The organism is Rhodococcus sp. NPDC056743, from assembly GCF_042790355.1.
Lineage (GTDB): Bacteria > Actinomycetota > Actinomycetes > Mycobacteriales > Mycobacteriaceae > Rhodococcus_F.
In genome coordinates this window covers 193,866-213,277 of the sequence record NZ_JBHTZI010000008.1, presented here as the reverse complement: position 1 = coordinate 213,277, position 19,412 = coordinate 193,866, and the positions used below count along the sequence as shown (strand labels likewise).

Genomic DNA, 19,412 nt, shown 5'->3' with positions numbered 1-19,412 from the left:
GTGGTGGGTGTGATGTCGATCATGCCGCAGCGGGCACGATTTCGGGGTCCAACTCGGCGTCTGACGGGCCACTTCGGATGAACTGTTTTGCGCCGATGACCGCCAGCGCGGCTACGACGGTTCCGGCGGCAAGGGAGATGAGGAACCAGCCGATTCCGCCGACTGCGAAGAATACGAAGATTCCGCCATGTGGGGCGCTCAGTGTGACGTCGAACGCCATGATCAGACCGCCCGTGACGGCGCCGCCGGCCATCATCGAGGGAATGACGCGGAGCGGATCGGCAGCGGCGAAGGGGATGGCACCTTCGGAGATGAAGGCAGCGCCGAGCAACCAGGCAGCTTTTCCGTTTTCGCGTTCCGCTTCACTGAACAACTGGGGACGCAGGACGGTGGATGCAAGTGCCATCGCGAGCGGCGGGACCATACCGGCTGCCATGACGGCGGCCATGATGCGCAGTGACGCGGGGTCGTCGACGTTCAGGCCGGCTACAGCGAAGGCGTAAGCAGCCTTGTTGACCGGTCCGCCCAGGTCGAAGCACATCATCAGGCCGAGGATGATGCCGAGGAAGATCGCGGAGCTACCCGAGAGTCCGTTGAGCCAGTCGGTGAGTCCGGTGGTGATCGCGGCCAAGGGGCGTCCGAGGACGAGGAACATCAGCGCGCCGACGATCATGGTGGCGAACAGCGGAATGATCACGACGGGCATCAGTCCGCGGAGCCACTGCGGTACGGAGATCCGGCCGATGTACAGGGCGACAACACCGGCGATCAGACCACCGACCAGGCCACCGATGAATCCGGCGCCGACGAAGACCGCCACCGCGCCGGCTGTGAAGCCGGGGGCGATGCCTGGCCGGTCGGCGATGGCAAACGCTATGTAACCCGCGAGCGCCGGTACGAGGAAGCTGAAGGCCAGCGAACCGATCTGGAACAGAACGGCGCCGAGGTACGTGGCGAGGCCGCCGTCGGGCAGGTTGGTCAGTGAATTGTTGAGAACGATGTCTCCGGCCGGACCGGAGATTTCGTAACCGCCGAGCAGGAAACCGAGTGCGATGAGCAAACCACCGGCGGCGACAAACGGAATCATGTAGCTGACGCCGGTCAGGAGAACCTGGCGCAGATGCGTGCCGAATCCGACGTCGCCGGACTCGCCGTCATCCGCGTCGGCGGTCACGGACCCGTCCACCGTTGCGGCTGCGGGATTGTCGGCGGCGCGGAGCGCTTCGGCCAGCATCTTGTCCGGTTCGTTGATGGCCCGTTTCACTCCGGACGCCACCACGGGTTTACCGGCGAACCGCTCGCGACCCTTCACCCCGACATCGGTGGCGAAGATGACGGCCGCGGCACTTGCGATGAGCGACGGCGAGAGTGGTGTGCTTCCGCTGGAGCCCTGTGTTTCCACATGCACCGTGACACCGGCGCGCTCACCGGCGGCAACGAGGGAATCGGCGGCCATGTACGTGTGGGCGATACCGGTAGGGCAGGCAGTGACGGCAACGATGTGCCGCTCGGCAGCGGCAGGCGCGGCCGGCTCCGGTGCCGTTGGATCCGCCGAGTGTTTCGCTGTGGAAACAGCAGCAGCGGCCGGCGCCGGAGTTGCGGGCTTTGCCGGTGCCGGGTTGAGCACCTCGTCCACCAATCGCACGATGTCGTCGGGTGTCGCAGCCTCGCGCAGGGATGTCACGAATGCGGGTCGCACCAACGCGCGAGCCAGTGACGACAGGAGCTTCATGTGCTCGGCGCCGGCGCCCTCGGGGGCAGCGATCAGGAACACCAGGTCTGCGGGACCGTCGGGGGCGCCGAAGTCGACCTTCGGATCGAGTCGCGCAAACCCCAGCGACGCCGATGTCACGGCCTCGGCGCGGCAATGTGGAATCGCGATTCCGCCGGGGAGGCCGGTCGCAGATTGCGCTTCGCGGGCCAGCGCTGCGTCGACCAGACCGTCGGCGTTGTCAGCCCGTCCCGCTGCAGTAAGACGTGCGGCCAGGGCGCGAATGACGTCCTCTTTCGAGGCGCCGAGGTTGGTGTCGAGTGAGATCAGTTCAGGGCTGATGATCGGGGAGCCGGAACTGCGTGCGGTGGGTTCGGACATGTCGATTTCCTTACGGCGTCAGGCGAGTTCGGTGGGCAGGGCGGGTGCGGATGTGGCAGACGAGATCGTGACGCCTGCAAGATCGACTTGTTGTGGCGTCGGGAGGGTAGTGCCGGGAAGGGATGCGGCAGCACTTCCGTAGGCGACAGCGTGGCGCAGGCATTCGCCCGGATCAGCCCCGGCGGTCGCCGCCAGGATGTATCCGGCAAGTGAGGAATCGCCGGCGCCGACGGTACTGACCGCGACGATCGGGGGAGCAGTGGCAATCCAAGAGCCTTCGGCGGTGACCAATACCGCTCCCGCTGCGCCGAGGGTCGCGAGCACCGCGCCGACACCGCGTTCGACCAGAAGGGTGGCCGCTGCGATCGCGGGCCCCGGATCGCCTTCTTGCGCAGCATTTTCCAGGGCATTGCCGTCGACACCGGTAAGTTGAGCCAACTCTTCGCCGTTGGGCTTGAGGAGATCCGGTGCTGTGAGCGGAAAGTTGTCCGCGAGAGCGGACAGCGGCGCGTCGGAGGTGTCGACCGCGACCTTGCACGGGTGATCACGTAGTGCGGCAACAAGTTCGCCGTACCAGCCGGGAGAAACGCCTGGTGGAATGGAGCCGGACAGCACGATCCAGCTGGCCACGTCCGCTCGTGAGACGAGTTCGCGCGCCAGGTTGTCGAGCGTAGAAGCAGGCAGCGCTGCGCCAGGTTCGTTGATCTTTGTTGTGGTTCCGTCCGGTTCGGCGACGGTGATGTTAGTGCGCGCGAGGCCCTCGGTTGCGACGCCGAGGTGGGGGATTCCGCCACCGGCCAGTGCGCTGAGCAGGGGATCGCCCGGATTTCCGGGAAGGATTGCCAGGGCCTCGAGTTTTGCCGCACTCAGGACTCGGGCCACGTTCACCCCCTTGCCGCCCGGATCGCTGCGGGTGGAGAGGGCTCGCAGGACTGAGCCGCGCTGGAGCGGTTGCTCCAGTTGCACCGTTCGGTCGATGCTCGGGTTGGCCGTCAGGGTGACGATCATGCGATGACTACCTCGATTCCCTGGTCGTGGAACTCGGACGTGTCGGTCGGGGTGATGTCCTCGTCGGTGATGAGGACGTCGATGCTGTCGAGCGGCGCGAAGCTGATGAGATGCTCGCGGCCCACTTTGCTTGAATCTGCCAGTACCACTACGTGATTGGCGGCCTTGACCATTGCTCGTTTGACTGCTGCCTCCTCGCTGTCCGGGGTGGACAATCCGTGCCCGAGGCTGATGGCGTTGGTGCCGATGAAGGCGACATCGACGCGCAAGGTGCCGAGCACTCGTAGTGCGTCCTCGCCGACCGAGGCTTGGGTGACTCCGCGGACCCGGCCGCCGACGAGGATCAGCGATACCGAGTTCATCGACGCGAGTCGTGCGCCGATCGGAACCGAATTGGTGACTGCCGTGAAATCGAGATCGGTCGGAATCTCGGGAATCATCCGACCGGTGGTGGTGCCGGCGTCGAAGAGTGCACTACCGCCGTTCGGCGGCAGGTACGACAGCGCGCAACGGGCGATGCGGTCTTTCTGTTCCGCGCGGGTTTGATCGCGTTCTGCCATGCCGGGTTCGGTGACGCGCAGTGAGGCGGTGGGTACCGCGCCGCCGTGGACGCGTCGTACCTGCCCGATTCGTTCGAGGAAGGCCAGATCACGCCTGACTGTTTCGGTGGTGACGCCGAAGGTCTCGGACAGTGCTGCGACGGACATGCGTCCGCGCTGCGACACCATCGTGCCTATCGCTTGTTGGCGTTCTTCCGCGTACACAGTCTCTCCATTGCTTGGTGCCGGCCGGCTTGGTGCCGGTCTGTTTGGTGCCGGTCGTGATTCGCGGGTGCGGTGCGAGTCACAGTCAATGTTGCTTTATGTTGTTTTACGCCCGAGTGTGTTGACATGTCAAGAGTTGCGAGTAATCTTCGTCACAACAAAGCTGAACAGGAAGTCAGCGCGGCGTGGGACCTACGGTTGGTGGCCAGTCGGGCAAATCGTTTCTAGGAGGACCGATGACCGAACAGATCGATATCGCGAGTGTGCATGGAACACCGGTTGTTCCCGGGGTCGCATACGGCCCGGCAATCTGGCCTTCCCGGCGCCCCGAGTTGATCGCCGAAGCCCCACCACTGGACGAGTCGGTGCGTGCCGCCGCTCAGGACGATTTCATCGCAGCGGCCAAGGCCGTGGAAGGCCGACTGCTTGCACGGGCGGCCTCTGCGACCGGCGCTGCCGCTGAGGTGCTCACGGCCAATGCGGCCATGGCAGCCGACCGCGGCTGGATCGCAAAAGTGCAAAAATCCATCGCTGCCGGGGTTCCTCCGGTCCAGGCCGCCATTGCGGCGACCGAACAGTTCGTGACGATGTTCACGAAGCTCGGCGGGGTCATGGCAGAGCGGGTGACGGACCTCGAGGACGTTCGCGATCGGGTGATCGCCGAGTTGTCCGGGCTACCGGAACCCGGAATTCCCGCCCCCGAGACGCCGTCCGTTCTGTGCGCCGACGATCTTGCGCCGGCCGACACCGCCGGGCTCGATGCAACCAAGATCATCGGACTCGTGACCGTCCTCGGTGGACCCACCAGCCACACCGCGATCATCGCCCGTCAACTGGGCATTCCGTGCATCGTGGCGGTCAAGGATTTGGGCACGGTAGAAGCCGGTACACCGGTGCTGATCGACGGGACTACCGGTGAGGTGATCAGCAATCCCGACGCAGACAAGGCAAAGGCGCAGGTCGAGCAATCCAGGCTCGAACGTGAGCGGGTCAGCACCTGGGTCGGCCCGGGGAAGACGGCCGACGGTAGGCCCATTGACGTTCTGGCCAATGTCCAGGATGGCGCCGGTGCCCGTGCGGCAGCGCTCACCGCAGCCGACGGCATCGGACTGTTCCGCACCGAACTGTGCTTCCTCGGACGTGAAACCGAGCCGACGGTCGACGAGCAGGCGGCAATCTACGTAGAAGTTCTGGAAGCGTTCGCGGGCAAGAAGATCATCATCCGCACCCTCGACGCGGGGTCGGACAAGCCCTTGAAGTTCGCCAATCACCAGGAGGAAGCGAATCCCGCTCTCGGCGTACGGGGCGTCCGAATTGCGTGGCAGGACATGGGAATTCTCGATCGGCAACTCGACGCGATCGCGGCCGCGGCAGCGCGGACGGGCTCGTCGCCGTGGGTCATGGCGCCGATGATCGCGACGCCGGCGGAAGCCAAGCGCTTCGCCGACGCCGTTCGAGTCCGTGGTTTGGTTCCCGGCGTCATGGTCGAGGTCCCGGCGGCGGCGTTGCTGGCTGATCAAATCCTCGAGCACGTCGAGTTTCTCTCCATCGGTACAAACGACTTGGCTCAGTACACGATGGCCGCCGACCGAATGTCGTCCGAACTCGCCGAGCTCACCGATCCGTGGCAACCGGCAGTGCTCGCGTTGGTCGCTCGCACCGCGCAAGCCGGTCAGGCCGTCGGCAAGCGAGTGGGGGTGTGCGGCGAGGCGGCGGCCGACCCGTTGCTGGCGTGCGTTCTTGCCGGACTTGGTGTCTCGTCACTCTCGTGTGCGGCCGCGTCCGTTGCCGGCGTCGGCGCCAAGGTCGGTTCCGTCACGATGGAGCAGTGCGTCGCTGCGGCGTCCGCAGTTCTGGCCACCGGCGATCCCGCGTCGGCACGAAAGGCAGCTGCACTGGCCCTGAGTTGAACCGAATGAGGTCGCAGTACCTGCACTGACCTAGTATTTCGGGCTGTGACTAAACGAGAAACGACGACCGGGGCCAGCGGAATCGGTTGGACTGTCCACGGCGACGGTAAACGAATTGCCGACGGCGCCGTGGTGGGCCCGGACGAACGGCTCAGTTGGCCCCGAACCATCGGTATCGGAATGCAGCACGTCATCGCGATGTTCGGTGCGACGTTGCTCGTGCCGACGATTACCGGCTTTCCGGTCACGACCACCCTGCTGTTCTCGGGTATCGGTACCGCGCTGTTCCTGATCATCACCAAGGGGCGGATACCGAGTTACCTCGGTTCGTCGTTTGCGTTCATCGCGCCGCTGACGGCGTCGGCCGGGTCCGGCCCGGCCGCGCAGCTCGGTGCGGTCATGGCTGTCGGCATCGTACTGATGCTTATCGGTGTTGCCGTGCGTGTGATCGGCGGACGTGTGATCGACGCAGTCATGCCCCCGGTGGTGACCGGTGCCGTCGTGGCGTTGATCGGTCTCAATCTTGCTCCGACCGCAGCCGGGTCGTACCAGTCGCAGCCTCTGATCGCGACCGTGACGTTGTTCTCGATTCTTCTGGTCACGGTGGTCGGGCCTGGTCTGCTCGGCCGCCTCGGAATCCTTGTCGGCGTCGTGATCGGCTGGGTCTTTGCCGCGATCTACGGTGGCCTCGACAGCGAGCGCGTCAACGCGCTGCGAGAAGCCGACTGGTTCGGTGTTCCGAGCCTGCATGGTCCGTCGTTCGATTGGTCCGTGATCGTGTTGGCGCTGCCAGTAGTAATCGTGTTGGTGGCCGAAAACGTCGGACACGTCAAAGCTGTGTCGGCAATGACTGGAAAGTCGTTGGACGACCTCGCCGGAAACGCACTTTTTGCCGACGGTCTGGCAACTACCTTGGCCGGCGCGGGCGGAGGCTCGGGAACCACGACGTATGCCGAGAACATCGGCGTGATGGCCGCTACCCGCGTCTACTCGACTGCTGCCTACTGGGTTGCGGCGGCCACAGCGGTGGTTCTGGCGTTCTCGCCCAAGTTCGGCGCGCTGGTGTTCACGGTTCCGAACGGCGTCATCGGCGGCGCGACCATGGTCCTGTACGGCCTGATCGGCATTCTCGGCGTGCGGATCTGGATGGAGGCAAAGGTCGATTTCACCGATCCGGTGAACCTGACTGTGGCAGCTGCCGCACTGGTAGCCGGTATCGGCAATCTGACACTCACCATCGGCTCCGTCGAGCTCGGTGGTATCGCGTGGGGCTCGATCGGCATCCTCGTCGCGTACCCGGTCATGCGCTATCTGGCCAAATTCCGTACTTCGGGTAACAGTTAACCGGTACAGTCACGAATCGTGATCGTTCGGGTCATCGACGCGCGGCACCCTTCGGTTCTAGCGTCGGTACGACAGTCAAGTGGGACGAGTGGACATCAGTTCGCCCACGATGCATCGAAGTAGTAGGAGCTGGCGTGGAACGTACCCTGTTCGAACCGGAGCACGACCTTTTCCGGGAGTCCTTCCAGAAGTTCTTGGCCCAGCACGTCGCGCCCTTCCACGATCAGTGGGAAGAGCAGAACATCGTCGATCGCGGTGTGTGGGTCGAAGCCGGAAAGCAGGGCTTTCTGGGAATGGCCGTTCCCGAGGAATTCGGCGGAGGCGGCGTCAAGGACTTCCGTTACAACGCGATCATCACCGAGGAAGCCACCAAGGGTGGGTACAGCGGGCTCGGCTTCACACTCCACAACGACGTTGTGGCGCCGTACCTACTTGACCTGTGCAACGACGAGCAGAAGCAGCGCTGGCTCCCCGGATTCGCGTCAGGCGAACTGATCTCCGCGATCGCGATGACGGAACCAGGCACGGGCAGTGACCTGCAGGGCATCAAGACCAAGGCAGTCCGCGACGGTGACCACTGGATCCTCAACGGGTCCAAGACGTTCATCACCAACGGTATCAACGCTGACCTCGTCATCGTTGTGGCGTGTACCGATCCCGACAAGGGCGCACAGGGATTCAGCCTCTTCGTGGTCGAGCGCGACATGCCGGGCTTCGAGCGCGGACGCAATCTCGACAAGATCGGCATGAAGGCACAGGACACCGCAGAACTCAGCTTCACCGACGTTCGGGTTCCCGCAGCCAACCTGCTCGGCGAAGAGGGAATGGGCTTCCTCTACCTGATGAAGAACCTTCCGCAGGAACGTCTTTCCATCGCAGTGGTGGCCGCTGCAGCCATGGAATCCGTGCTCGAGAAGACCATTCAGTACTGCCGTGACCGCAAGGCTTTCGGCAAGTCGATCGGCAGCTTCCAGAACACCCGATTCGTGTTGGCCGAATTGGCCACGGAGACCACGGCCGTTCGCGTTCTCGTCGACAAGTTCATCGAGCAACTCAACGCCGAGAAGCTGACCGTGCAGGAAGCCGCCATGGCAAAGTGGTGGACCACCGAGGCCCAGGTCAAGCTGATCGACCGTTGCCTCCAGCTTCATGGCGGTTACGGATACATGAAGGAATACCCGGTTGCCAAGGCGTACATGGATTCTCGCGTGCAGACCATTTACGGTGGCACTACCGAAATCATGAAGGAGATTATCGGACGGTCGCTGAACCTCTGATAACAGCAGCGACAACGATGGCCCCGGCATCAGCCGGGGCCATCGTTGCTTTGTTGCTTTGCTCTGTGCGCGTCAGATCTTGCGCATCACGGTGACAACCTTGCCGAGGATGACGGCGTTGTTACCGGAGATGGGTTCGAACAGGGGATTGTGCGGCATCAGCCACACGTCCTTCTTGACCCGCTTGAACGTCTTGACCGTTGCCTCGCCGTCGATCATCGCGGCAACGATGTCCCCGTTCTCGGCGACATTCTGCTGACGTACGACTACCCAGTCGCCGTCACAGATCGCAGCTTCGACCATGGATTCACCGACAACCTTGAGCATGAAGAGCGAACCCTGCCCGACCAGCTCGCGGGGGAGTGGGAACACCTCTTCGACAGCTTCTTCCGCGAGGATCGGCCCGCCCGCAGCGATGCGACCGAGGACCGGCACGAATGCAGGTTCCGGAAGCGGATCGCCCGCGGCGCTGCGAATCTCCGACGCGTGCCTCGTCACCGAAGCGATAGCGGTGTCGGCAGCAACCTCGTCCAGGCCGCGGACGTCCACCGCACGAGGGCGATTGGGGTCGCGGCGAATGAAGCCCTTGCGCTCCAGCGTGCGGAGTTGATGTGCGACCGACGAGGTCGACGTCAACCCCACGGCGTCGCCGATCTCGCGGATGCTGGGCGGGTAGCCACGCTCGCTCACCGAATCCCGGATCACTTCGAGAACACGGCGCTGCCGTTGGGTGAGCGTCTCGGCTGACGTCGCGGCAACGCCTGCCGTTGCGGCACTTGTGGAGCGATCGTCCTTCATGGCGTTGAGCCTTCCGTGTTTGCGGTGAATATTTGTCCGTGCAGTGAATATCAGGATTATGGCGGTGCTGTGATCAATCGGCCGAGCTTGTTATCCGGTGGAGCTTTCTTGTCGGTGGTGCGTGGTTCTCTGTGCGTGTCGCACCGGGAATCTCAGTTCGGGATTCCCAGTTCGGAATTCCCAGTTCGGAATTCCCACTGTGTGACTTGACACGAATCTAGTCGCATTTGCTCGCGGTTTCAAACATCTGTTCGACCTGTGTCGCTCGAACAGGAGACTTTGTCAGTCAGACGTGGTAGAAATTCGAACATGCGTTCCATCGAACGCAGGTTCGAACCGCTAACGAGTTCGAATGAGCCGGTGTAGATCCGCGGAGGTCAAGATGGGCAACGCAGCACTGAAGTACGACGCAGCTTTCGAGTACGACCCAGCTTCTGATCAGGCACTTCCGCATTCTCCGGTGGCGCCGAAGTATCACGCGTCGTTCTACGATGCCGCGCCGTACGACGAGGCCGTCGGGGCGATGGCCTATCGCGTCCGCCGTGAGGCGCTAGACATTCGCGGACGTCGTGACGCTGTTCGTGAGCCGGTCGGTGATCGCCGATTCGATCGAGATTCGGATTCTTCGCGGCCTCACAGCGGTAACTTCGATCATCGCAATCGGGTCGGAGTCTCACGGGCGCCTCATCACGTCGATGTCGATCGTGTCGATTCCGGCGGACTCGGTTGGCGGAGTATGGCAACGGGAGTGCTGCTGACTGCCCTGACGGTGCTCGGTCTGGTGGGGCTCGCTGCTGTGTCCACAAGTGGTGCTTCGGATCCGGTCGGCGCTACCTCCGTTGTACGTGTTGCGGCAGGTGAATCGCTGAGTGACATCGCAGCCGATATTGCTCCTGGCCAATCGGTGGGTGTTGTTATCGAGCGGATCATGGATCTCAATGCAATGAATGATTCCAGGCTGAAAGTAGGTCAGACGCTGATTGTTCCTGCCGCGCAGGGGCGTTGAGGTCCGCGCAGCGCGGTTCGAGGTTACGGTGTGCGCCGGTGTCAAGCACTCCACGGGCGGAGAAGGACCGAGCGCGCGTTCGGGTGGTGTCGAACGAGTAAGCTGTGACCTTGACAGTCACACCACCTCGGGTGGTCGCGCAACTGCTCTGTGAATCTTTGGAAGATTTGCGGTTGGTGGGAAATTTCGATTGCGGCCATTTCCGGCAACGAAGAAGGAACCGCGATGCATTGCCCGTTCTGCCGGCACCCTGACTCCCGAGTGGTCGACTCGCGTGAGGCGGATGAAGGTCAGGCAATTCGCCGTCGTCGTTCGTGTCCCGAATGTGGTCGTCGCTTCACGACAGTCGAGACGGCGGTGCTGTCGGTAGTCAAGCGCAGTGGTGTCACGGAGCCTTTCAGTCGCGAGAAAGTGGTCAAGGGTGTGCGCCGCGCGTGCCAGGGCCGTCATGTCGACAACGATTCGTTGAATTTGTTGGCTCAACAGGTCGAGGATGCCGTGCGTGCTTCCGGTTCGGCTGAGATTCCGAGTAACGAAGTGGGATTGGCAATCTTGGACCCGTTGCGGAACCTTGACGAGGTGGCGTATCTCCGGTTTGCGTCGGTCTATAAATCCTTCAGCTCCGCCGAAGATTTCGAGCGAGAGATCACGGATATGCGAACCCGCGTGGACGCACAAGCGTCCGGCGAAGAAGTCGTCTCAGTCGACTGATGTCGAGATCGTTGATGTTCGAGCTTGGAGCGGGTGCCCGGCCGAGCATCACTCGCGGTAGTATTCAGCCACGGCAGTAAACGCAGCCTTGGGCTCCCACTGCATATCGGGGTAGGTCTGCCCGCTGTGGTTTTCGAGGACCTTCACGATCCCGAGGCTGGCGAGGTCCAGGTCGTCGCGCGGGTCACCGTCGGGGCGGTGCGGGTAGTTGTAGAGCGCGAAGAGAAACACGAAGGTGCTGTCAACGCCCTCGCTGTCGAAGATTTCGAGTAGTTCACTCAGGTACTCCGCTTGGCCGGCCTCGTCACGCGTGTAGTGGCCGTTCAACCGGATCGGTTCACCATGCGCGTCATGCTCGACGATCTCCATGCTGCGCGGCGCCATATCGCCGGATCCGCGCCACGTTGCTGTCCCAAATCCGGTGACAGCCACTGGTTTTCCTTGCGCGACGAGGGTGCGAACGCCCTCCCGGAACTGGTCGGCCACCTCCGCGGACCGGATCAGCTCGATCGACAAATAGTCGAACGGAGTCCAATCGACTTGCTCGAACTGTATGCAGGCATAGGTGACCTTGCCTCGAAATTGCGCGCGCACGACGGGCAGGGCTTCACCGAAGAAGTCGTTGAGGCGAGTGCTCACCTCAGCGAACCGGGCGGTTCGGGCGTGGGGGTCACCCAACAGCGTGTCCAGTCGTTCTGCAGTGCTGTCTCCAGAGACGAATCCCCGGTTCATGATGCTCAGCTCGACACCGGCGACGAATACGATCTCGGCTCCAGTGCGTCGGATCCGTTCGGCCCGCTCGGCGCAGTCGGCGAACAGGGGCACGATCTCGTCGGGGGTCAGTTCAAGGGGGTAGGGGGAGAACCAGACCTCCAGGCCCGACTCGGCGGCGCAGCGGGCGGCGAGCTCGAGCCGGTCGGGATCACCGCCGGTGATGTGGACTGCGGTGCAGTGCAGATCGTTTCGGATGATGGCGAGTTCGCGCCGGACCACCTCAGGGTCGAACTCCTCACGTGACACCGTGCCGTTCCGGACGAAGCCGGTGTCGTATGTCATTCCTTTTTTGCGCATCTGCTGCTCCATCGTGTCGGGTACGTCGGCTCGGGGACACACGCTAAACCATAAACATGCGTGTACGCAATATTACGTATGCGCAGTTTTTGCTGGCATGATGACGTCGTGACGATGAAACAGGCCGGGTTGCGCGAGCGAAAGAAGCAAGCCACCCGACGAGCTCTGCGCGAATCGGCATTGCAGCTGGCTCTCGAACGTGGGCTGGACGGCGTGCGCGTCGAGGACATCGCCGACGCAGCCGGCGTCTCGCCCAGGACTTACAACAACTACTTCCCCAGTCGCGAGCATGCGATCGTCGCAGCCGTTACCGCTGAGCGGGAAGCCCAGGTCGCGGTAGCGGTTGCAGCGCAACCCTCGGATGTCCGGCTTTCCGATGCCATCGCTGATGCGATCGTCGAGCAGTACACCGACCCGGGCGAGCACCGTCGCGACGCACTACTGCTGATCACCACCCACCCAGCTCTCCGAGAGGTATTCCTTGACGCCACGAGTGCCATGGAACAGCCCCTCGCCGGCGCAATTGCCGACAGACTTGACGGCGCCGACGATCGCACAGCCCGCGTACTCGCCGCCAGCGTGGCAGCCGCGGTCCGCATCGCGCTCGAACAGTGGCTGCGGCCCGCCACTGAAATGCTTACCGCTACGGGCCTTGTCGTGGTGTCCGGCGCACTCTCTGAGCAGCTTCGCGCCGCACTCGCCCCCCTGACGCCAGCACTGGACGCTGCGGAGAAGAACCACCACGACGCAAAACATCGGTGAACCCGACGGCCTGTGCGCCGACAGGGAGTCCTGCTGAGGGAGCATCCTCAGATAACGCTCCGAGAACAAATAGGGCTTTTGTCCCTATTTTCCGGCCACGGACGCCTACGCTCGACGAGTACGTTCAGCGGTCCGAGTCGGAATCGCAGCATTCGGGCCGAAAGTCCGCATCTGTCGTTACGGAGGCGTTATGCCCTTGAACGGAATCCTCGCAGTAGTCAACAGCTTGGTCACGTTAGGTTTGGCCAATACTGTCGCAACGATCGGTGGCTCGGTCGCCAACGTGAACATCGTGCAGTGAACTCCTGACGATCAGCGTTTGATCGACTCGATTGCTTTGAGTACCCGCTTCTCCGAGACCGGAGTCGGGGTTCCCAAGGACTGTGCAAACAGCCCCACCCGAAGTTCTTCGATCATCCACGAGATGGCGTCGACATCTCGGGCGGTACGACGCTCTTCCGGCAGCGAATTCAACAATCTGTCGTATGCGGCGTATACCCGATCGAGAACGTCCATGGCCTGTTGGTCGCGATGAGCGCTGGCAGGAAGTGCTTCGAGTCGGAAGGTCGCGGCCGCCAGGTATCGGGGAAGCTCGCGTAGTCTCGCCGAACCCAATTCCGCGACAAATCCGGGGAAGAGGAGCGATTTCAGTTGCTCGCGAACGTCTTCGGCTGCTTCTCCGCTGGATCGGTGGAGGACGACATTCAAGCGGTGTGATTGTTCGAGAATGGGAACGATCATGCGCAGTATCGCGGACACGCGACCGGCCAATTCCGATCGGGCCACTTTCACCAGTGCCTCGAATGCCTCGGGTGTCCGCACCGGTCCGCCGTGGGCAGCGATGATCTCGTTGGCCGCGGCAACACGACAGTCCTCGACCAACGCTTCGAGGCTTCCGTCGGGATTCTGTCCCAGCATGAGCCGGTGTGTATTGGACAGCCCGGATGTCACTGCCTTGAGTTGAGTGGGTACAGCCGCGAGAAGTAGAGCGCGAGTGCCCTCTCGCATGGCTTGTGCCTGCGCTGCGGGGGTACTGAGAACCCGTACGGCCACGCCGCCGTTTTCCGGCACCAGCGCCGGGTATCCGGTGACCTGCTGGCCGCCGATGCTCCGGGTGATGGTCGGCTCCAGCGCGCCCAGTGTCTCGGAAGTCCACACTGTCGCTGCTGCCCGCTCGGTGCCGGTTGCTGCCTTGGCAACTTCCTTCTGAACTCGCGGGGCGAGAGTGCGTCGCAACTGCGCCAGGTCCTTGCCCTTGGCCAGAACTTTTCCGGATTCGTCCTCGACCACAAACGTCATCCGAAGGTGATCGGGAATGGCGCTCGGATCAAAATCCTTGGCGTCGATGTGCGTTGCACCCAACCGGGACAACTCGCGTGCCATTGCGGTGAGCAGCGGTTCCGATCGCGGCTTTACCGAAGCCAGAGCTGCGGCTGCATAGTCCGGCGCCGGAACAACTTGTCGCCGGACGGTCTTGGGTAGCGTCTTGATCAATGCCGACACCAATTCGACGCGCATGCCAGGTACCAGCCAGTCGAACCCGACGGGTTGGAGTTGTGCGAGGAGGCCGACGGGAATGTGCGCGGTGACACCGTCGTCGTCCTTGCCTGGTTCGAACTGATAAGTCAGTGGCAGAAGCATGTCGCCCTGACGCCAGGCGTCCGGGTATTCGCCGCCCACAACCGTTGCGGCGTCGGAATTCACGACGGTTTCGGGTGTGAACGTCAGTAGGTTCGGATCTTGCCGGCGTGCAGTCTTCCACCACTTGTCGAAGTGGCGCGCCGACACAGCTTCGGCGCCGACGCGGGAGTCGTAGAACTCGTAGAGCGTCTCGTCGTCGACCAGGATGTCGCGTCGACGAGCCCGGTTCTCGAGTTCTTCGACATTGTCGAGTAGTGCGCGGTTTTCGTGGAAGAACTTGTGCTGGGTGGTCCATTCGCCCTGTACCAGTGCATGACGGATGAACAGTTCGCGCGAAGTTTCCGGATCGATCGACGAGTAGGTGACAGCGCGCCCGGTAACCAGGGGTACACCGTAGAGTGTCACGCGCTCGTAGGCCATGGCCGAACCACGCTTGGACGACCAATGCGGTTCGGAGTAGGTTCGTTTGACCAGGTGGGGGGCCAGTTTCTCGGCCCACTCCGGTTCGATGCGCGCGGACATACGCGCCCAGAGCCTGGTTGTCTCCACCAGTTCGGCGGCCATCACCCAGCGTGGTGGCTTCTTGAACAGGCCGGAGCCGGGGAAGATCGCAAAGCGGCTTCCGCGAGCGCCGAGGTAGTCGCGCTTTTCGCCTTCACGGAGTCCGATGTGGGAGAGCAGACCAGCCAGCAATGACTGGTGGATCGAATTCTCGGCCGCGGGTAGTTCATTGACCGACCAACCGAGTCCACGTGTGATCTGACGCAACTGTCCGTGCAGATCTTGCCATTCGCGGATGCGCAGCCAGTGCAGGAACTCGTTGCGGCACATTTTGCGGAACTGGCTCGAGGACAGATCGTTTCGCTGCTCGCGGAGATAGTCCCACAACTTCAGGTAGGCGAGGAAGTCGGAATTCTCGACCGTGAAGCGGGCATGCTTCTCGTCGGCGGCCTGCTGGAACTCGGCGGGCCGCTCTCGTACGTCCTGTATCGACAGTGCCGCGACGATGACCAGCGTTTCGTGCAGCGCTCCGTTTGTCTTGGCTTCCACCAACATTCGAGCCATGCGAGGGTCGACGGGAATCTGGGCCAATTCGCGGCCGATCGGCGTCAGTTCCGGATGTGACGCGTCGGATCCGCGTGAGATTGCGCCCAGTTCTTCGAGCAGTCCGATGCCGTCCTTGATCGCTCGCGAATCCGGTGGTTCGACAAAGGGGAATGCCGCAATGTCTCCGAGGTCGAGCGCCGTCATCTGCAGGATCACGGATGCCAGGTTGGTGCGCAGGATCTCCGGTTCGGTGAACGCCGGCCGGGCTTCGAAGTCCTCTTCGGAATACAGACGGATGCAGATACCTTCGGCGACACGGCCACAGCGACCGGACCGCTGACGCGCCGACGCCTGGGAAATCGGTTCGATCGGCAGCCTTTGCACCTTGGTGCGGACCGAATACCGCGAGATGCGCGCCGTTCCGGGATCAACGACGTAGCGAATGCCGGGAACCGTCAGAGAAGTTTCGGCGACGTTGGTGGCCAGGACAACTCGTCGACCGGTGTGCGGCGAGAACACCTTGTGCTGTTCGGCTGCCGACAGACGTGCATACAGTGGAACAATTTCGGTATTGCGAAGTCTGCGGTCGCGCAATGCATCTGCGGTGTCACGAATCTCGCGTTCACCGGACAGGAAGACCAGGATGTCGCCCTCGCCCTCTGCGCTGAGTTCGTCCACAGCTTCACAGACGGCGTCGACAGGATCTCGGTCGTAGCTGATGTCACCGGAGTCGACAGTGAGTGGGCGGTAACGCATTTCCACCGGGAAGGTTCGGCCGGACACCTCGACGATCGGTGCGGGCTTCCCGTCGACGGCAAAGTGCTGAGCGAACCGCTCCGGGTCGATGGTCGCCGAAGTGATGATGACCTTGAGGTCGGGTCGGCGGGGGAGTAGCTGCGCCAGATACCCGAGGATGAAGTCGATGTTGAGGCTGCGTTCGTGAGCCTCGTCGATGATGAGAGTGTCGTAGCGGCGCAACATCTTGTCGCGCTGAATCTCTGCCAGCAGAATGCCGTCGGTCATCAACTTCACGTATGTGCGATCGGAAACCTGATCGGTGAATCGCACCGTGTAACCCACGGCGTCGCCGAGTTCGGTATCGAGTTCTTCGGCGATCCGCTCGGCGACCGTTCGCGCAGCGAGCCGGCGGGGCTGGGTGTGCCCGATCAGTCCTCGAACGCCCCGCCCCAATTCGAGACAGATCTTGGGGATCTGAGTGGTCTTGCCGGAGCCGGTCTCGCCGGCGACGATGACTACCTGGTTCTCGGAGATCGCACGAGCGATGTCGTCCTTGCGCTGGCTGACCGGCAGCGCCTCGGGGTACGACACCGCGGGCACGTGAGCCGCGCGTTCGGCCAGCCGGACACGCGCGGATTCGATCTCCTTGGCCAGTGCGGTCAAGTTTTCCGGAGTGCGGGCGCGGTCGAGTTTGCGCCGCAGACGGTTCTCGTCACGGAGTGAGACCTCGGACAGGGCGCGTTTCAGGTCGCTTCGTCGTGGTGAGAGCGGGGCCGGTGGTGTTGTAGACATGCTGACGAACAGCTTATCGAACGCCGGGAAAAGTCCCACCTGCAGAGTGCGTTGTGACACGATCGGGCAGTGACGACATTTGCGACATCCACGCCGTTGGCGGTAAGAATTCTGCGTCTTGCGTTTGCGGTCTACGGGCTGACCGCCCTGTTGTGGATCCCGCTACGCAATGCCGAGGGATTCTCGCTCGTCAACTACTTCAGCTATTTCACCATCGAGAGCAATATCGCTGCAGCCGTCGTACTGATTGTCGGAGGGTTGCGGGATCCGCAGTCGCGTACCTGGCAGACGGTTCGAGGTGCCGTGACGCTCTACATGGTAATCACGGGCATCGTCTACGCGGTTCTGCTTTCGGACGTCGATGTAACGCTGAACGACGCCTGGATCAATTCCGCCCTGCATCAAGTTCTTCCGTTGGTGCTGCTGGCCGACTGGGTGTTTTCGCCTCCACGCCAGCGCATTTCCGAGGGATCGGCGTTGACGTGGCTCGCTTTTCCCGCTCTGTACGCCGTGTATTCGCTCGTTCGCGGGGCAATTGTCGATTGGTACCCGTATCCGTTCCTGGATCCCCGGGCCAACGGTTCCGTGTCCCTGGTTGTCGGACTTGTCGTTCTTGCCGTGGCTATGGCGTTGATGGCATTGGCCGTCAACGCCGTCGGCAAACTAGGGGCGCGGTGGCGGTACGGCGATACCGAACGGGCTTCGGTCGAACTGTGAGATTTGCTCTCGGACAGCTCAGCTGACGACGATGCGCGCCCGCTACTGCGCTGGAACTTCCTGAAGTCCGAGGGTGTTGCCGGTGGCAAGAACCTGATCGAGGCGGTCGATGTTGGGGTGCTTGCCCGGATTCGCGCGCGCATCTTCGGTGTGCTCGGCAAAGATTGCCAGTGCAGCTGTTGCGGCTTCAGGGGTGATTGCGCCGTAGACCTGCGCCAAGTGGTTGTAGACCTTGACCGAACCGGACTTGCCCGGCTTGTTCTCCACGGTGTCGATGACCGTGCCGTCGGCGTCGAGCACGTTGATGGCGGCGAGGTGATCGATCGATGGGAGGGCGGCAAGATTCTCGGCAAAAGTCATGGTGATGAGATTACGTGCCCGGTACGGGGACGCCCACGCTGGGCAGCATCGCTCGGGGGCAGATTTGTGGTGTCGATATAGTTGCTGCACATCGTTTGCACACCAGCATCGTTGGTATTCGTTTGGACTCGAAGGGGAAAATGATGGCTTCGGCACTGTGGCACGGGTTCGCGGATATGGGCGCGGTCGAGAAGAACGGCGCATTTGTCGTTTCTCGCGGTGAAGGCGCGTACATCTGGGACTCGCAGGATAATCGATACCTCGACGCAACTGCCGGGCTCTGGTTCACGAACGTGGGCCACGGCCGCACCGAGATCGCCGACGCCGTTGCCGCTCAGCTGTCGAAGATCGCTCACTTTTCCAACTTCGGTGATTTCGTCCCCGAAACCACACAGGCATTGGCCGAGCGTCTCGCGAAGATCGCGCCGGTTCCCGGTAGCAAGATCTTCTTCACCTCGGGTGGTTCCGATTCCGTCGACACCGCAGCGAAGCTGGCGCGGCGGTACTGGCACGAGGTCGGTCAGCCCGACAAGAACATCATCGTCGGACGCCAGAAGGCTTACCACGGAATGCATGTTGCGGGAACAGCTCTCGCCGGCATTCCAGTCAATCGTGAGGGGTACGGCGAGCTGATGGCCGATGCTGCCACCGTCGGCTGGGACGACGCCAAGAGCCTCCTCGATCTGATCGAGAAGGTCGGCGCGAACAAGATCGCCGCCTTCTTCGCCGAGCCCATCATCGGTGCCGGCGGCGTGTACCTTCCGCCGGAGGGCTACCTGGCCGAGGTTCGTGACATCTGCCGTGAACACGACATTCTGTTTGTGGTCGACGAGGTTGTCACCGGCTTCGGACGTATCGGTGGCGAGTGGTTCGCCTCGACCCGTTTCGATCTGCAGCCCGACATGATGACCACCGCAAAGGGTTTGACGTCCGGATACGTTCCGATGGGCGCCGTGTTCATCGCACCTCGCGTCGCCGAGCCGTTCTACAACGGCGCTTGGTGGCGTCACGGTTACACCTACGGTGGGCACGCCGGAGCGGCAGCTGCCGCCATGGCAAACCTCGACATCCTCGAGCGTGAGAAACTGCTCGCCGATTCCAAGCGGCTCGAGGCGTCGTTGCACACACACCTGCAGCCGCTGGCCGAGCACCCGCGAGTATCCGAGGTCCGCAGTGGACTGGGCGCCGTCGCCGCAGTCCAGTTGGCAGACCCGGCCGAGGCACTGCCGTTCGTGAAGACGTTGCGCGAGCACGGAATCTCGGGTCGCGCGGCAGGTCAGGGAGCTATGCAGATTTCCCCGACCTTCGTGATGACGGACGATCAGGTGGCCGAGATGGCTGCGGGAATCCTCGCCGCTCTCGGATAAATTTTCG

The 19,412-nt window shown here is 62.6% G+C and carries 15 protein-coding genes; 8 read left to right on the top strand and 7 right to left on the bottom strand.

All coding sequences use genetic code 11. The features are described 5' to 3' along the window. Positions 1–19: 19 nt before the first annotated feature. Genes ACFRFQ_RS19745 through ACFRFQ_RS19735 form a run of 3 tightly spaced genes read right to left on the bottom strand, consistent with a single transcriptional unit; the run spans position 20 to position 3,864 of the window. Positions 20–2,092, bottom strand: a complete 2,073-nt coding sequence (locus tag ACFRFQ_RS19745) for a fructose-specific PTS transporter subunit EIIC (RefSeq protein ID WP_378661114.1) — start codon at positions 2,090–2,092, stop codon at positions 20–22. 18 nt (positions 2,093–2,110) lie between these two features. Beyond that, positions 2,111–3,100, bottom strand: coding sequence for a 1-phosphofructokinase family hexose kinase (locus ACFRFQ_RS19740; RefSeq protein ID WP_378661111.1), 990 nt, complete (start codon positions 3,098–3,100; stop codon positions 2,111–2,113). Next, positions 3,097–3,864, bottom strand: a complete 768-nt coding sequence (locus ACFRFQ_RS19735) for a DeoR/GlpR family DNA-binding transcription regulator (protein WP_138868167.1) — start codon at positions 3,862–3,864, stop codon at positions 3,097–3,099. Before ACFRFQ_RS19735 ends, ACFRFQ_RS19740 begins: the two co-directional genes overlap by 4 nt. Before the next feature lie 236 nt (positions 3,865–4,100). On the opposite strand from ACFRFQ_RS19735, the gene ACFRFQ_RS19730 reads away from it, so the two are divergent. The 3 genes from ACFRFQ_RS19730 to ACFRFQ_RS19720 all read left to right on the top strand — a co-directional run bounded on the left by ACFRFQ_RS19730 (position 4,101) and on the right by ACFRFQ_RS19720 (position 8,395). Further along, positions 4,101–5,774, top strand: a complete 1,674-nt coding sequence (locus ACFRFQ_RS19730) for a phosphoenolpyruvate--protein phosphotransferase (RefSeq protein ID WP_378661107.1) — start codon at positions 4,101–4,103, stop codon at positions 5,772–5,774. A gap of 45 nt (positions 5,775–5,819) precedes the next feature. After that, on the top strand, positions 5,820–7,118 hold the full coding sequence (locus tag ACFRFQ_RS19725) for a uracil-xanthine permease family protein (RefSeq protein WP_378661104.1): 1,299 nt from the start codon (positions 5,820–5,822) through the stop codon (positions 7,116–7,118). Positions 7,119–7,252: 134 nt separating this feature from the next. Then, complete coding sequence (locus ACFRFQ_RS19720) at positions 7,253–8,395, top strand: acyl-CoA dehydrogenase family protein (RefSeq protein ID WP_378661101.1); 1,143 nt, start codon at positions 7,253–7,255, stop codon at positions 8,393–8,395. A 72-nt stretch (positions 8,396–8,467) separates the two neighbouring features. On the opposite strand, the gene lexA is transcribed toward ACFRFQ_RS19720, so the two are convergent. Then, positions 8,468–9,193 carry a transcriptional repressor LexA gene (gene lexA / locus ACFRFQ_RS19715; RefSeq protein ID WP_378661099.1) on the bottom strand — a complete coding sequence of 242 codons (726 nt, stop codon included), beginning with the start codon at positions 9,191–9,193 and terminating at the stop codon, positions 8,468–8,470. Positions 9,194–9,575: 382 nt separating this feature from the next. Between lexA and ACFRFQ_RS19710 the strand changes: the two genes are divergently transcribed. Next, complete coding sequence (locus ACFRFQ_RS19710) at positions 9,576–10,199, top strand: LysM peptidoglycan-binding domain-containing protein (RefSeq protein WP_378661096.1); 624 nt, start codon at positions 9,576–9,578, stop codon at positions 10,197–10,199. A 225-nt stretch (positions 10,200–10,424) separates the two neighbouring features. Beyond that, complete coding sequence (gene nrdR / locus ACFRFQ_RS19705) at positions 10,425–10,910, top strand: transcriptional regulator NrdR (protein WP_138873156.1); 486 nt, start codon at positions 10,425–10,427, stop codon at positions 10,908–10,910. Between the two features lie 48 nt (positions 10,911–10,958). On the opposite strand, the gene ACFRFQ_RS19700 is transcribed toward nrdR, so the two are convergent. Continuing rightward, complete coding sequence (locus ACFRFQ_RS19700) at positions 10,959–11,981, bottom strand: hypothetical protein (protein ID WP_378661093.1); 1,023 nt, start codon at positions 11,979–11,981, stop codon at positions 10,959–10,961. Between the two features lie 114 nt (positions 11,982–12,095). Here ACFRFQ_RS19700 and ACFRFQ_RS19695 point away from each other — a divergent pair, with 114 nt between their 5' ends. Further along, on the top strand, positions 12,096–12,743 hold the full coding sequence (locus tag ACFRFQ_RS19695) for a TetR/AcrR family transcriptional regulator (RefSeq protein ID WP_378661582.1): 648 nt from the start codon (positions 12,096–12,098) through the stop codon (positions 12,741–12,743). A gap of 312 nt (positions 12,744–13,055) precedes the next feature. On the opposite strand, the gene hrpA is transcribed toward ACFRFQ_RS19695, so the two are convergent. Continuing rightward, on the bottom strand, positions 13,056–16,961 hold the full coding sequence (gene hrpA / locus ACFRFQ_RS19690; protein WP_378661090.1) for an ATP-dependent RNA helicase HrpA: 3,906 nt from the start codon (positions 16,959–16,961) through the stop codon (positions 13,056–13,058). Between the two features lie 69 nt (positions 16,962–17,030). Here hrpA and ACFRFQ_RS19685 point away from each other — a divergent pair, with 69 nt between their 5' ends. Beyond that, positions 17,031–17,678 (top strand): Pr6Pr family membrane protein, encoded by a 648-nt coding sequence (locus tag ACFRFQ_RS19685; RefSeq protein ID WP_378661087.1) that lies wholly within the window; start codon positions 17,031–17,033, stop codon positions 17,676–17,678. Positions 17,679–17,720: 42 nt separating this feature from the next. Here ACFRFQ_RS19685 and ACFRFQ_RS19680 read toward each other — a convergent pair whose 3' ends face one another. After that, entirely contained in the window at positions 17,721–18,038 is a 318-nt protein-coding gene (locus ACFRFQ_RS19680; protein ID WP_138868173.1) for a DUF2322 family protein, read from the bottom strand. A gap of 140 nt (positions 18,039–18,178) precedes the next feature. Between ACFRFQ_RS19680 and ACFRFQ_RS19675 the strand changes: the two genes are divergently transcribed. Next, the gene (locus tag ACFRFQ_RS19675; protein WP_378661084.1) at positions 18,179–19,405 is read left to right on the top strand and encodes an aspartate aminotransferase family protein; all 1,227 of its coding nucleotides are present in this window, start codon (positions 18,179–18,181) and stop codon (positions 19,403–19,405) included. Positions 19,406–19,412 lie beyond the last annotated feature (7 nt).